The organism is Actinomadura viridis (assembly GCF_015751755.1).
Classification (GTDB): domain Bacteria; phylum Actinomycetota; class Actinomycetes; order Streptosporangiales; family Streptosporangiaceae; genus Spirillospora; species Spirillospora viridis.
In genome coordinates, this window is sequence record NZ_JADOUA010000001.1 from 4,773,761 (window position 1) to 4,787,622 (window position 13,862).

The window sequence follows — 13,862 nt, forward strand, 5'->3', positions numbered from 1 at the left end:
CACCAGATAAGCCCCATAGAGCCCCAATCCCCCCTAAATTCCCAGCCTGCGGCTCTAGGGGAGCTCCTGCTCGGCCCACACCGCCTTGCCGCCGGAGGTGCGGCGGACGCCCCAGCGCTGCGCCAGGCGGCCCACCACGTGCAGGCCACGGCCCGACTCGGCCATCCCCGCCTCCTCGTCGTGCCGGATCCGGGGACGGCCGTCGGAGGCGTCGAAGACCTCGCACACCAGCCCGCCCTCGCGCACCAGGCGCAGGGTGAGCCGGCCGCCGGCATGCTGGATCGCGTTGGTGACCAGCTCGGAGGCCAGCAGCTCGGTGGCGGGCGACAGCTCGCCCAGGCCCCAGCCCTCCAGCCGGGCGCGGATCAGCCCGCGGGCGCGCCGGACCGCGGCCGGATCCGCGGGCAGCTCCCAGGAGACGTGGTGGTCGTCGGGGATGCGGCACAGCCGGGCGACCAGCATCGCGATGTCGTCGCGGTGCTGGTCGTCGAACACCCCGTCCAGCGCCGCCTGGCACAGCTCCTCCAGCGGGCGGGCCGCGGCGCCGCGGGCGAAGGTGCGGCGGAGCCGGGCCAGTCCGTCGTCGATGTCGCGGGCGCGGTTCTCCACCAGCCCGTCGGTGTAGAGGAACAGCAGCGTGCCGTCCTCGACGGTGAACTCGCGCGTGACGATGGGGTCATCACCGATGCCCAGCGGCGGGGCGGGCGGCACGTCCAGGAACGCCGCGTCGCCGTCCGGCGGCGCGAGCAGCGGCGGCAGGTGCCCGGCGCTGGCCACCTCGCAGCGCCCGGTCACCGCGTCGTAGACCACGTAGGCGCAGGTGGCGAAGTGCGGCTCGCGCTCGCCCATGGTGCGCATCAGCGAGTCGAGCCGCTCCAGCGCCTCGGCCGGCGGCAGCTCCAGCGCGGCCAGGGTGTGGATCGCGGTGCGCAGCCGGCCCATCGTCACCGCGGCCCGCACGCCGTGCCCCGCCACGTCGCCGACCACCAGGGCGACCCGGCCGCCGGGCAGCGCGATCGACTCGTACCAGTCACCGCCGACCTCGATGAGGCGGCTGCCGGGCAGGTAGCGGTGGTGCACCTCGACCGAGGACGGCGCCGACAGCCCGGTCGGCAGCATGCTCCGCTGGAGGGTGAGCGCGGTGGCGCGTTCCCGGCCGTACCGGCGGGCGCTCTCGATGAAGATCGCGGCCCGGCTGGCGAACTCCATCCCGATCTCGATGTCGTAGGCGTCGAACGGGCGGTGCGCCACGTTGCGGGTGCAGACGAAGAAGCCGAGCATCGACCCGTCGGCGAAGATCGGCAGGATCAGCATCGAGGCGCCCTTGAGCAGGTCGCCCACCGGGGGGCGGCGCCATGCCTCGGCGATCCGCGCCGCGCCCTCGCCGCCCAGCCCCAGCAGCACCGGGGCGCCGGTCTCCATGCACCGCACGTACGGGGTGCCCGCCGGGTAGCTGAACACCTCGCCGGTGGGGAAGGTGGCGTCCCACGCCTGGTCGCCGTCGTCGAAGGCGACCGCCATCCGGCGCAGCGCGGGCGACCCGCCGCGCAGCGACTGCGGCGGAGGCTCGTCGGCGTCCACCAGGCTCTCCAGCAGCAGCAGGGCGCCGGCGTTGCAGAAGTGCGGGACCAGGACGCTCATCAGCCCGCGGGCCAGCAGTTCCAGGTCGAGCGTGGAGCCCAGGCGCGGCAGCGAGTCCTCCAGCAGGGCGCGCCGGATCACCGCCGGGTCGAGGAAGCGGTCGGCCAGCGGGACCGGCACGCGGACGACCGCCAGCGCGGCCAGGTCCGGGCTGCTCCCGTTCATCGGGTGCACGGTGACCACGGCGTCGTAGGTGGCGCCCTGGCGGGACTCGACCGTGAGCATCGTGGTGCGCTCGCGCTCGAATCGCAGCGCCTCGTCCAGCGGGACCTGTGCTCCGGGGATCACCTCTCCCAGCTTCGCGCCCAGCAGATCCTCGGGGGCGTCGGCCAGCACGGCCGCGGCGTTGCGATCGAACTGGAGGATTTCGCCCGACGCATCCATGCCGAGAATAAGAATTCGGGTGGACGACTGCATCGCTCAATTATGGGACATTGGGCGCGTCTCCGAGGCGTATCCGCGAAGGCGGGCGCGCCGGTACCGCGCGGGGCGTTCCCCACATATTCGATGAGCTAATGAGCCGCCGCGCAGGTCAGGCCCGGTGCCGTGAAAACGCGCCGGTCAGTGCCCGTTCCGCGGTCGTCCCTCCGTGACTACGGGCGCCCGAAGACCTGCGGCGGCGGCACCGGCGCCTGGACGTCCTCGCCGTCGTGCAGCGGCGCGGCGCCGCCGCAGAAGGCGCCGAGGTCGTCGCCCTCCACCAGCCGGGCGCGGACGGCGCCGCCCGCGGCCCGCCGGGTGAGCTCGGCGACCGGCAGCGGTTCCCGCGAGGCGGCGACGATGAGGTTGCCGAACCGCCGCCCGCGCAGCACGGCGGGCTCGCCGAGCAGCAGCGCGTGCCGGAACACCGACCGCACGGTGGCGGCCACCCGCCGGGCGTACGGCAGCCGGAACCCGTCGGCGACGTTCATCAGGTAGACCCCGCCCGGCCGCAGCACCCGCGCCGCCTCCAGCGTGAACTCGCGGGTGGCCAGCTCGACCGGCATGGACGCCTCCGCGAACGCGTCCATCACCAGCAGGTCGTCGGCCCCGTCGGGCAGGGCGGCCGTCCCGGACCGCCCGTCGACGATCCGGATCTTCAGGCCGGGGACCTTCTTGACCGGAAGCCGCTCGCGCACCAGCCGCACCAGCTCCGCGTCGGGCTCGAACACCACCTGGCGCGAGCCGGGCCGGGTCGCGGCGATGTAGCGCGGCAGGGTGCAGCCGGCGCCGCCGATGTGGACGGCGTCCAGGGCCTGCCCCTCCGGCGCCAGGCAGTCGACCACGTCGCCCATCAGCCGCATGTACTCGAAGTCGAGGTAGGTGGGGTCGTCGAGGTCGACGTAGGACTGGGGCACGCCGCCCACGCACAGCACCCACCCGCCGTCACGGTCGGCGTCGCGCAGCAGCTCCGCCTCGCCGCCGGCGACGGGGTGCACGTCCAGGTGCACCCGGGCCCCTTTCGCCTTCCGTGCCATGGTTCCCCACCCTACGACGCGGTTTCGCGTACGGCGGCGAAGTGGCAGGCGCTGGGGTGGGCGGAGCCGGGCCGCTCCACCAGCGCCGGCTCCTCGTCCGCGCACACGTCCCCGGCCTTCCAGCAGCGGGTGCGGAACCGGCAGCCGGACGGCGGGTCGAGCGGCGAGGGCGGGTCGCCCTCCAGCACGATCCGCCGGTCCGGCCCGGACGGTTCCGGATCGGGAACGGGCACCGCCGACAGCAGCGCCTGGGTGTAGGGGTGCGTGGGGTCCTCGTAGATCTGCCGCTCGTCGCCCGTCTCGACGACCTTGCCGAGGTACATCACCGCGATCCGGTCGGAGATGTGCCGGACGGCGGCCAGGTCGTGCGCGATGAACACGTACGCCAGCCCCAGCTCGGCCTGCAGCTCCTCCAGCAGGTTCATCACCTGCGCCTGCACCGACACGTCCAGGGCGGAGACGGGCTCGTCGCACACGATCACGTCGGGGCGCAGCGCCAGGGCGCGGGCGATGCCGACGCGCTGGCGCTGCCCGCCGGAGAACTGGTGCGGGTAGCGGCCGACGTGGTCGGGGTCCAGCCCGACCAGTTCCAGCAGTTCCTGGACGCGGGCGCGCCGCTCCCCCTTGGGCGCGACCTCGGGGTGGACGGCGAACGGCTCGCCGACGATGTCGCCGACCGTCATCCTCGGGTTGAGGGACGAGTAGGGGTCCTGCAGCACCATCTGGATCCGGCGGCGCAGCGCCCGCAGCTCGCGGCGCGGCAGCGCGAAGACGTCGCGGCCCTCGAACCGGACCGTGCCCGCGGTGGGCCGCTCGGCGGCCAGCAGCAGCCGGGCGAGCGTGGACTTGCCGCAGCCGGACTCCCCGACCACGCCGAGGGTCTCGCCGCGGCGCAGCTCCAGGTCCACGCCGTCGACGGCCTTGACCCGGCCCACCTCCCGTTTGATCAGCACGCCCTGGGTGACGGGGTAGTGCTTGACCAGCCCCTCGACCTCCAGGATCGGGCGGTCCCGGTCCGCTGCGGCGGACGGTTCAGCCACGGTGCACCTCCTCGGCGAAGTGGCAGGCGGCGGCGTGGCCGGGCGCCACCTCCACCAGCGGCGGGCGGCGCTCGCCGCAGACCGCCTCGGCCCGGGGGCAGCGGGGGCGGAACGGGCAGCCCGGGGGCAGCGCGGCCGGGTTGGGCGGCGCACCCTTGATCGGCACGAGCCGTTCGCCGCTGCGGTCCAGCCGCGGCACCGAGGCCAGCAGCCCGGCGGTGTAGGGGTGCGCGGGCCGGGCGTACAGGTCGCGGGCGGGCGCCTGCTCGGCCACCGATCCCGCGTACATGACCACGATGCGGTCGGCGACCCCGGCGACCACGCCCAGGTCGTGGGTGATGAGGACCATGCCCATGCGCAGCTCGTCCTGGAGGTCGGCGAGCAGCCGCATGATCTGGGCCTGGACGGTCACGTCCAGGGCCGTGGTGGGCTCGTCGGCGATCAGCACGTCCGGTTCCAGCGCCAGCGCCATCGCGATCATGATGCGCTGGCGCATGCCGCCGGAGAACTGGTGCGGATGGTCGCCGAGCCGCTCGCGGGGCGAGGGGATCCGCACCCGTTCCATCAGCTCGACCGCCCTGGCCCTGGCCTCCTTGCGCCGCATCCCGCGGTGCACCTGGTACATCTCGCAGATCTGGTCGCCCACGGTGAAGACCGGGTTGAGCGCCGTCAGCGCGTCCTGGAAGATCATCGAGATCCGCTCGCCGCGGTAGGCGCGGCGGCGCCGTTCGGGGAGGTTCAGCAGCTCCTGCCCGCGCAGCCGCACCGAGCCCGCGGTGACGCGCGCGGGCGGGCTGTCCAGGATCCCCATCACCGCCTGCGCCGCCACGCTCTTGCCCGATCCCGACTCGCCGAGGATCGCGACCGTCTCGCCCTCGGTGAGGGTGTAGGAGAGCCCGTTGACGGCCCGGACGTCCTGGTCGCGCACGCGGAACTCCACGTGCAGGTCCGCCACCTCCAGCAGCGGCGCTTCTTCTGGCATGGTCACCGGAGTTTCGGGTCGAGGGCGTCCCGGACGGCGTCGCCGAGCAGCAGGAAGCTCAGCACCGTCGCCGACAGGAACACCGCGGGGAACACCAGCAGGTGCGGATGCTCGACGAAGTAGGACTGCGCCAGGTTGAGCTGGAGGCCCCAGGACACCTGCGGGTACTGCAGGCCGACGCCGAGGAAGTCCAGCGTGGCCTCGCCGGAGATGACGTTGCCCACGTTCAGCGTGGCCACCACGATCACCGGCGCGAGCGCGTTGGGGAGGATGTGCCGCAGCATGATCCGCCGGTCCGAGGCGCCCAGCAGCCGGGCGGCCTGGACGTAGTCGGCGTCCCGGACGGCGATCACCTGGGCCCGCATGATGCGGATCATGGTGGTCCAGCCCAGCAGGACCAGCACCAGCGTCATGGCGCCGATCCCGTGGCCGGGGAAGGCGACCAGGATGACGGTGGCGCCCAGCACGAAGGGCAGCCCGAAGAAGACGTCGGTGATCCGGGCGACCACGGTGTCCAGCAGCCCGCCGTAGTAGCCGGCCAGCATCCCGAACACCATGGCGATCAGCAGCGCGAACAGCGTGACCGCGACCCCGATCATCAGGGTGGGCCGGGCGCCGTGCACCACGTGCGCGAAGTAGTCGCAGCCGGCCAGGTCGGTGCCGAACGGGTGGTCGCCGCCGGGGCCGAGCCGGGCGGCGTTGGGGTCGCAGCCCTCGTTCTTGCCGCGGTCGGTGAACAGGCCGGGCGCCACCGCCATCACGCCGACCAGGGCCAGGACCGCCGTCGCCCACCAGAACACCCAGCGCCGCCGCAGGTCGCGCCAGGCGTCCTGCCACAGCGACGCCGGGCGCCCGCCGGCCGCGACGCCCACCGGGCCGCCCGCCCCCGCCACGGCCGCCGCCGCCGCGCCCTGGGCGGCGGCACCGCCCGCGCCCTCACCGCCGGTGGACGGGCCCGGGCCGCCGAGTCCCGTGAGGTCCGGGCCGTCCGGCCCGTCCGCATCCTTCATCGTCACCGTCATTCGTAGCGGATCCGGGGATCCAGCACCCCGTACAGCAGGTCCACGAGCAGGTTGACCAGCAGGAAGATCAGCACCAGCACGGTGACCGCGCCGACCACCACCGGCCCCTCCTTGAGCTGGATCGACTGGAACACCTGCTGGCCGATGCCGGGCAGGTTGAAGATCCCCTCGGTGACGATGGCGCCGCCCATCAGCGCGCCGAAGTCGACGCCGAGGTAGGTCACCACGGGGATCAGCGAGTTGCGCAGCGTGTGCCGGCCCACGACCCGGGCCCGGGTGAGGCCCTTGGCGCGGGCGGTGCGCACGTAGTCGGCCCGCAGGTTCTCCGCCAGGCTGGTGCGGGTCAGCCGCGCCACGTACGACAGGCCCAGCGACCCGAGCACCATGCCGGGCAGCAGGTAGCTGAGCGGCCAGCCGTCGTCGGTCCCGGCGGTGGGGAAGATCTGCCAGTGCACGCCGAGCAGGATCTGCGCGGTGTAGCCGAGCACGAACACCGGGACCGCGATCATCAGGGTGGTGCCGCCCAGCACGAGGGTGTCGGCCAGCCTCCCGCGGCGCAGCCCGGCCCACACGCCCAGCGCGATGCCGAGCAGCAGCTCGAAGACCCAGGCGGTGAGCGCGAGCTGCACGGTGACGCCCCACCGCCCGCCGAGCATCTCCGAGACCTTCTGGCCGGTGTAGTTCTCCCCGAGGTCGCCCTGGAGCAGGCCCAGCATGTACTTGCCGTACTGGATCAGCAGCGGGTCGTCGAGGTTGTAGCGCTCGCGGAGGGTCTGCTGCACCGACTCGGGAACGGGCTTGTCCCCGGCGAGCGCCTGGATCGGATCGCCCGGCAGCGCGAACACCATCGCGTAGATGAGCAGCGTGGTGCCGAGGAAGACGGGGACCGCCTGCAGGAGCCGCCGGAGGACGTAGCGCCACATCGGTGGTTACTTCACCGTCACTTCGTGGACCAGCAGGCCGGTCGCGTACGGGGTGATCGTCACGTTGTCGACCTTCGCGGAACGGCCGCCCTGGCCCGCCCAGGTCCACAGCGGGATCTGCGGCATCTCCCGGATGGCCACGTCCTCGGCCTGGTTGTAGAGCTTCAGCGCCTCCTGCTCGTCACCGGCCGAGTTGGCCTTGGTGATGAGGTCGTCGAACTCCTTGCTCTTCCAGCCCATCCGGTTGCCGACGCTGCCCCACATGTTCTGCAGGTAGTTCTGGGCGCTGGGGTAGTCGGCCTCCCAGTTCTGCCGGTAGGGGCCCTTTTCCTCGCGCCGCCCGAGGAGCGCGAAGTAGTCCGCCGCCGGGACCTGCCGGAACTGGACGTCGGTGATGCCCAGGTTCTGCTTCAGCGAGTTCGCGACGATCTGCATCCACTGGTAATAGGTCGGCTGGGCGTTGGAGAAGTACAGCTCCAGCGTCCCCTTGAAGCCGCCCGCCTTGTCGAAGAGCTTCTTGGCCTCGGCGGGGTTGTAGGTGCACAGCTCGCCGCAGGCGCCCGGCCGGTGCCCGGCGATGATCGGCGGCAGCAGGGAGTCGGCCACGATGTAGTCGCCGTTGTAGACCGCCTTGTTGATGCCCTGCCGGTCGATCGCCATGGAGAACGCCTTGCGCAGGTCGGCGCTCGCGAACCGCTCGTCGAACAGCGGGAAGCCCAGGTAGTCGATGGTCCCGGTCTTGCGCGGCAGGAACCGCTCGCCCATCAGCCGCTTGGCCTCGGGGACCTTGGCCGCCGGGATGGTCTGCAGCACGTCGATCCGGCCGGCCCTCAGGTCGGTGTAGGCGGTGTCGGCGCTGGAGTAGCTCTTCCAGGTCACGCCCTTGTTCTGGGGCTTGCGGGGGCCGGTGTACCCGGAGAACGGGACGAGCTTGACCGGCCCGTTGCGCTGCCACTTGCCCTCGATCCGGTACGGGCCGTTGCCGATCGGCGCGTCCTCGTAGGCCTTGAGGTCCTTGAACGCGGCCTTGGGCATCGGCGCGAACGCCGGATAGGTCAGCAGCTGCGGGAACTGGTTGAACGGCTCGTTCAGCGTCACCTCGAGGGTGGTGTCGTCGACCACCTTCAGACCCGAGAGCCTGTCGGTCGCGGGCTTGGCCTTCTCGTCCTCGGGGTTGAGCTCGTCGTACCCCTTGATCTGCGAGAAGTAGTCGTTGGCCTCGTAGGCGTTGGGCCCGTAGGCGGCGTTGCTCCAGGCGTCGGCGAAGCTGCCGGCGGTGACCGGCTCGCCGTTGTGGAACTTCTGCCCGGCGCGGATCTTGATCGTCCAGACGCGCTGGTCCTCGGTCGTCACCGACTCGGCGGCCTGGTTGACCGGCTTGCCGTCCTTGCTCAGCCCCACCAGGTTCTCGAACAGCCCGCTCAGCACGTCGAACGCGTAGCTGCTGGTGGTGTTGCCGGGGACCAGGTGGTCGGGCTCAGGGTGCCCGACCGTGAAGGTCCCGTCCCCGGTCCCGCCGTCGCCGCCGCACGCCGCCACACCGATCGACGCCACCAGCGCCGTCGCCGCGAGCGCGGCGGCGCTCCTGCGCGCACCCCTCAGGAACGTCATCGTCCTCCTTCGCCCGGCGCCGGGCGGGAGCCCCCGGCGTGATGGAGGCAGCGTCGTACCGCGCGCGCGTTTTGGGTACGCCACCGGGCGATTCTTCACCGAAACGAGATCATCCCGCAATGATCTTCGTCATCGCGACAGGTCAGCGCGGGCCGGAAACGCAGGGTCCCTTCTTAAACCCGTCGTAGTCTCGTCGGTGACGCGATGGTGACCTGTGGGAAAGGACGACCGTGACCGAGTCGGGAGTACGGGACGACGCACGCAGTAAAAGGCCAGGAAAAAGTCCCCAAAAGGGAATGAACGCGGCAGAGGAGGAGGTCGCCGGCCTGTGCTCGGACCTGATCCGCTTCGAGACCGTCAACCGCGGTGAGGGCGACGCGCTGCCCGAGCGCCCGGCCGCCGAGTACGTCGCGGCCCTGCTGGACGAGGCGGGCGCCGAGCCGGTCATCGTGGAGTCCGCGCCCGGCCGCGCCAGCGTCCTGGCCCGGATCGCCGGGACCGACCCGACCCACCCGGCGTTCCTCGTGCACGGCCATCTGGACGTCGTGCCCGCCGATCCCGCCGAGTGGAGCGTCCACCCGTTCTCCGGGGAGGTCAGGGACGGCTGCGTCTGGGGGCGCGGGGCGGTCGACATGAAGGGCTCCCTGGCGATGACCCTGGCCGTGGTGCGCCGGCGGCTGCGCGAGGGCCGCCGCACCCGCGGGGACCTGATTCTGGCGTTCCTGGCCGACGAGGAGTGCACCGGGGAGTTCGGCTCCCGCCACGTGGCGCGCGAGCACCGCGGCTTCTTCACCGGCTGCGCGGAGGCCATCAGCGAGTCGGGCGGGTTCAGCGTCGAGGCGGGCGGCGGCGCGGCGGGCCGCCGGATCTACCCGATCGCGACCGGCGAGCGCGGGACGATGTGGATGCGGCTGACCGCCCGCGGGACCCCCGGGCACGGGTCCAAGCCCGCCCCGGACAACGCGGTCGCGGAGATGGCCCACGCGATCTCCCGGCTGGCCGCCCACCGCTGGCCGGTGCGGATCACCCCGGGCGTCCGCGCCCTGCTGGACGGGCTCGCCGAGGCGCTGGGCACCACCATCGACCACGACCGCCTGGACGAGGAGGCGCGCCGGCTGGGCGGGCCGGGACGGCTGTTCGAGAGCACCGTCCGCAACTCGGCCAACCCGACCCGGCTGGAGGCCGGCTACAAGGTCAACGTCGTTCCCGGGACCGCGCACGCGCAGGTGGACGGCCGGTACCTGCCGGGCACCGGGGAGGAGTTCCTGGCCACCGTGGACCGGCTGCTCGGCCCGAAGATCACCCGCGAGTTCGTCAACCACGAGGAGGCGCCCGCCGCCGATCCCGCCGGGCCCACGTTCGCCGCCCTGGCCGGGGCGCTGCGGGCCGAGGACCCGGGAGCGCACCCGGTCCCGTACGTGATGGGCGGCGGCACCGACGCCAAGTCGTTCCACCGGATCGGCATCACCAGCTTCGGCTTCGCGCCGCTGCTGCTGACCCCGGACCTGGACTACCTCGGCATGTTCCACGGCGTGGACGAGCGCGTCCCGGTCGAGGGGCTGAGGTTCGGCACCCGCGTCCTCGACCGGTTCCTCGACACCCGCTGACCGGCCACATGGGCCACCGGCGCCGCGAGCCCGAGCAGGGCCAGCAGCTCCTCCAGCATCCCGTCGACGCGGTCGCGCCCGGGAGCCCGCAGGAACTCCACGACGGGCGCCGGGGCGACGGGGTGCTGCGCGGAGGCCGCCCAGGCCACGACGCGGGCCGCCAGCTCCGCGACCGGCAGCGGGCCGGTGCCCGTGACGGGGAGCGCGGCCTTCCAGTAGCCGCCCGAGCCGCTGAAGCCCTCCACCGTCGCCCCGTCCCCGTCCGTCGCCGAGGCCAGCAGCGCGGGCGCGCGGGTCGCGGCGGCGAGGTCGACCAGCAGCGAGACGCTGTCGGCGATGGCGGCCTCCCCGCCCAGCTCGCAGACCTGCCACCCGTTGCCGCGGGGCCGGCTGACGGTCACCGCGGGAAGCAGCGCGCGCAGGACGTAGAGGTCGGCCAGCGGCCGTTCGTTCCTGCCCACGACCAGATAGCCCGGCCTGTCCGCCATCCCTGAACGCCTCCTCACAACTCTTCTCACCACAGCGCCACGGAAGAGTGATTCGTCACACGCCCCGTACGCCCGGCCCCGCCACCCGGCCCCGCCGCTCGGGCTCGTGCCGGACGTCCGGCGCGGGTAGAGATCGTGACGTGGACTTCTCCAGCGCCGCGCACGAGCTCTACGGGGTCGCCCCTGAGGAGTTCACGGACACGCGCAAGCGGCTGGTCCGGGAGGCCAGGGCCGCCGGGGACGCCGCGCTCGCCAGGAGGATCGGGGCGCTGCGGCGTCCCACCCTGCCCGCGTGGGCGGTCAACCTGGTGGCCCGGGAGGCGGGCGAGGAACTGGGCCTGCTGCTGGACGTCGGCACGGATCTGCGCGGCGCGTGGTCGTCGGGCGGCAGCATCGGCGGGCTGGAGCAGCGCCGTGGCGAGCTGGTCGCGCTGCTCGTCCGCAGGGCGCGCGAGCTGGCGGAGGGCGCGGGCCACCCGCTGCGCGACACCGCCGTACGGGAGGTAGAGGACACCCTCCAGGCCGCCACGGTGGAGGCGGAGGTGGCCGACGAGGTCCGGCAGGGGCGCCTCACCCAGCCGCGCAGCCACACCGGCTTCGTTCCCGCGGGATTTCCCGGGACGGGGGAACGCCCCGAAGAGGAGCCGGCAGAGGAGCCCGCAGAGGAACCGCAAGGGGAGGAACCGCAGGAGCGGGAGGAGGCGCCGACCGCCCCCAGGCGCAAGCGCGGACCGGGCAAAGCCGGGCGTGAACAGGCCGGACGGGAGAAGGCGCACGCCGCCGCCCGGCGCAGGGCCGAGCAGGCCGAACGGGCCGAACGGGCGGAACGGGCGGAACGGGCCGAACGGGCGGAGCGCGACCTCGCGGACCATGAGGCGAAGGTCTCCGAGGCCCGCGCCGACCTCGAACGGGCCGACGCGGAGGCGGGACGGCTGCGCCGGGAGCTGGACCGGGCGATCGCGCGCCAGGAGACCGCCGCCCGCCGTCTCGAGCAGGCCGAACTCAGGCGTGACACGGCCCTGCGGGCGGCCCGGGACGCCCGCCGCGAGGCCGGAGGGACGGCCCCCGGTACACGGAGGAAACAGGGATGAAGTACCGTTCGGCCCCGAACGCAGTTCTAAAAACGGAGGGGGCACACGGTGGCGGTACCGGCCTTGGAGCAACCGGCGGACTGGACCGAGCCGGGGGCCCATCCGGTGGCTCCCGGCGTCTTCCGGATCCCCCTGGCGCTGCCGATCCCCAGCCTGCACTCGGTCAACGTCTACGTGATCGAGGACCCGGCCGGGCCGGTGCTGATCGACTCGGGGTGGACGATGCCCGACAGCCGGACGGCGCTGGCCGGCGCGCTGCGCACGCTGGGGCACCGGCTCGACGACGTCTCCCAGTTCGTGGTGACGCACGCGCACTGGGACCACTACTCGCAGGCGCTCACGCTGCGCGCGTCGTTCGGGACGCGGGTCCGGATCGGCCGGGGCGAGCGTCTCTCGATCGAGGCGAGCGCGGCGGGCGACCGTCCCGTCCACGCCCGCCAGGCCGACCTGCTGCGCCGCTGCGGCGCCGCCGGCCTGGCCGACGAGGTGCTGGCCGCGGAGCGGGGCGAGCACGAGGCGGTGCCGGACACCCTCCCGGACGGGTGGCTGGACGACGGCGAGCGCATCGACCTCGCCCGCCGCGGGCTGGACGTCTTCGCCACCCCCGGCCACACGCGGGGGCACATCGTGCTGCGCGACGCCGCCGCCGGGCTTCTGTTCTCAGGGGACCACGTGCTTCCGCACATCTCCCCCTCGATCGGCCTGGAGAGCGCCCCCGAGCCCAAGCCGCTGCGCAGTTACCTCGCGTCGCTGCGGCTGGTCCGCGACATGCCCGACACCCTGCTGCTGCCCGCGCACGGGCCGGTGACCGCCAGCACGCACACGCGGATCGACGAGCTGATCGAGCACCACGAGGCCCGGCTGGACACCGCCGCCCAGCAGGTCCGCGCCGGCCACGCCACCGCCCACGAGGTGGCGCGGGCGATGCCGTGGACCCGGCGGCAGCTCAAGCTGGACGATCTGGACGTCTTCAGCCGCATGCTGGCCGTCCTGGAGATCGACGCCCATCTGGACGTGCTCGTCGACCAGGGGGTTCTCGACGCCGGCGAGAGCGGCGGCGTCCGGCGCTACGCGCCCCGGGCCTGACCCGCGCGGGCGGCCGGTCCCGCGCGGGGCGGTCGGTCCCGTCTCCCCGGGCTCACCGTCCCGCCTGCGGATCACGGCCGAGGAAGGCCACCAGCCGGTCCCCGGGCGGCGCCCCCGCCGGAGCCTCCGCAGGCGGCCCGAAGAGACCCGGCCGGGCGTGGTCGGGCACCAGCAGGGGCGCCAGCCGCAGCAGCCGTTCAGCGAGCGGGACGGGGATCGGGAGGTCCTCGCCGCATGCGCGGGCCGCGTCCCAGGCATGCACGACCAGTTCGACGGCCCCGGTCCCCGCCACCACCCCGGCCCGCATCGGGCAGCCCGCGACGGTCACCACGCCGCCGCCGCGTCCGGCGGCGGTCCACGCGCCCAGCAGCCGCCCGGCCCCGCGGCGTAACGACGCCACCAGCTCGCCCGCCGGGTCCCAGGCGAGGGCGGTCTCCTTCGCCGGTGGTTCGAGCCGTACCGACCCGGTGCCCACCGCCTCGTTCAGCACGGCGAGGGAGTCGTCGAAGTGGCGGAGCAGCATCCACAGATCCCAGCCCTCGCACGGCGTCGGGCGGAGCAGGTCGTCCAGGGCGAACGGCGGTAGCGCGTCCAGGGCGTCCAGCGCGAAGCCCACCGCCCGTTCCAGCAGCCCGGCGCCGTAGCTGTGGAGCGCCGCCGCGTCCCGGGCGTTCATGAGCACGGGGGCGGCGCGACGGCCGGGCCGCGCGGGCCCGGGCTCCAGGGCCCCGGGCTCCAGGGCCCCGGGCGGTCTCCAGGGTCTCGGGCGGTCATCGTCATGCGGCTCTCCCTTCGCCCCCCTACCGACCCGGGTACGCGGGCAAAGTCATCGCCCGGCCCCCGCGGAAAGATCACCGGCCGGCGGCGATGAGTTCTCTCCGGGCCATTGGTCCGTACAGGACGACAGCACGTCC

At 73.6% G+C, this 13,862-nt stretch carries 12 protein-coding genes; 3 read left to right on the forward strand and 9 right to left on the reverse strand.

What is annotated here, in order from left to right:
- Positions 1 to 54 precede the first annotated feature (54 nt).
- From IW256_RS22100 to IW256_RS22130, 7 genes are all read right to left on the reverse strand, one after another.
- Positions 55 to 2,025 carry an ATP-binding SpoIIE family protein phosphatase gene (locus tag IW256_RS22100; RefSeq protein ID WP_197012793.1) on the reverse strand — a complete coding sequence of 657 codons (1,971 nt, stop codon included), beginning with the start codon at positions 2,023 to 2,025 and terminating at the stop codon, positions 55 to 57.
- Between the two features lie 209 nt (positions 2,026 to 2,234).
- Positions 2,235 to 3,098 (reverse strand): spermidine synthase, encoded by an 864-nt coding sequence (locus IW256_RS22105; protein WP_197012794.1) that lies wholly within the window; start codon positions 3,096 to 3,098, stop codon positions 2,235 to 2,237.
- Positions 3,099 to 3,109: 11 nt separating this feature from the next.
- Positions 3,110 to 4,138 (reverse strand): ABC transporter ATP-binding protein, encoded by a 1,029-nt coding sequence (locus IW256_RS22110; RefSeq protein ID WP_197012795.1) that lies wholly within the window; start codon positions 4,136 to 4,138, stop codon positions 3,110 to 3,112.
- Entirely contained in the window at positions 4,131 to 5,120 is a 990-nt protein-coding gene (locus IW256_RS22115; RefSeq protein ID WP_197012796.1) for an ABC transporter ATP-binding protein, read from the reverse strand. The genes IW256_RS22110 and IW256_RS22115 overlap by 8 nt, the downstream gene beginning before the upstream one ends.
- A gap of 2 nt (positions 5,121 to 5,122) precedes the next feature.
- Entirely contained in the window at positions 5,123 to 6,130 is a 1,008-nt protein-coding gene (locus IW256_RS22120) for an ABC transporter permease (RefSeq protein WP_231403882.1), read from the reverse strand.
- An 8-nt stretch (positions 6,131 to 6,138) separates the two neighbouring features.
- Entirely contained in the window at positions 6,139 to 7,065 is a 927-nt protein-coding gene (locus IW256_RS22125) for an ABC transporter permease (RefSeq protein ID WP_197012797.1), read from the reverse strand.
- Positions 7,066 to 7,071: 6 nt separating this feature from the next.
- Positions 7,072 to 8,676, reverse strand: coding sequence for a peptide ABC transporter substrate-binding protein (locus IW256_RS22130; RefSeq protein WP_197012798.1), 1,605 nt, complete (start codon positions 8,674 to 8,676; stop codon positions 7,072 to 7,074).
- 296 nt (positions 8,677 to 8,972) lie between these two features.
- Here IW256_RS22130 and IW256_RS22135 point away from each other — a divergent pair, with 296 nt between their 5' ends.
- Positions 8,973 to 10,283 carry a M20/M25/M40 family metallo-hydrolase gene (locus IW256_RS22135; protein WP_197012799.1) on the forward strand — a complete coding sequence of 437 codons (1,311 nt, stop codon included), beginning with the start codon at positions 8,973 to 8,975 and terminating at the stop codon, positions 10,281 to 10,283.
- Here the strand turns inward: IW256_RS22135 and IW256_RS22140 are convergent.
- A complete protein-coding gene (locus IW256_RS22140; protein ID WP_197012800.1) occupies positions 10,187 to 10,771 on the reverse strand; it encodes a hypothetical protein in 585 nt (194 codons plus the stop codon). The two genes, IW256_RS22135 and IW256_RS22140, sit on opposite strands and share 97 nt — an antisense overlap.
- A 140-nt stretch (positions 10,772 to 10,911) precedes the next feature.
- Between IW256_RS22140 and IW256_RS22145 the strand changes: the two genes are divergently transcribed.
- Positions 10,912 to 11,862 (forward strand): hypothetical protein, encoded by a 951-nt coding sequence (locus tag IW256_RS22145; RefSeq protein WP_197012801.1) that lies wholly within the window; start codon positions 10,912 to 10,914, stop codon positions 11,860 to 11,862.
- Between the two features lie 63 nt (positions 11,863 to 11,925).
- On the forward strand, positions 11,926 to 12,948 hold the full coding sequence (locus IW256_RS22150; RefSeq protein ID WP_231403883.1) for an MBL fold metallo-hydrolase: 1,023 nt from the start codon (positions 11,926 to 11,928) through the stop codon (positions 12,946 to 12,948).
- A 52-nt stretch (positions 12,949 to 13,000) separates the two neighbouring features.
- Here the strand turns inward: IW256_RS22150 and IW256_RS22155 are convergent, their stop codons facing one another.
- Complete coding sequence (locus IW256_RS22155; RefSeq protein WP_197012803.1) at positions 13,001 to 13,624, reverse strand: TIGR03086 family metal-binding protein; 624 nt, start codon at positions 13,622 to 13,624, stop codon at positions 13,001 to 13,003.
- Positions 13,625 to 13,862 lie beyond the last annotated feature (238 nt).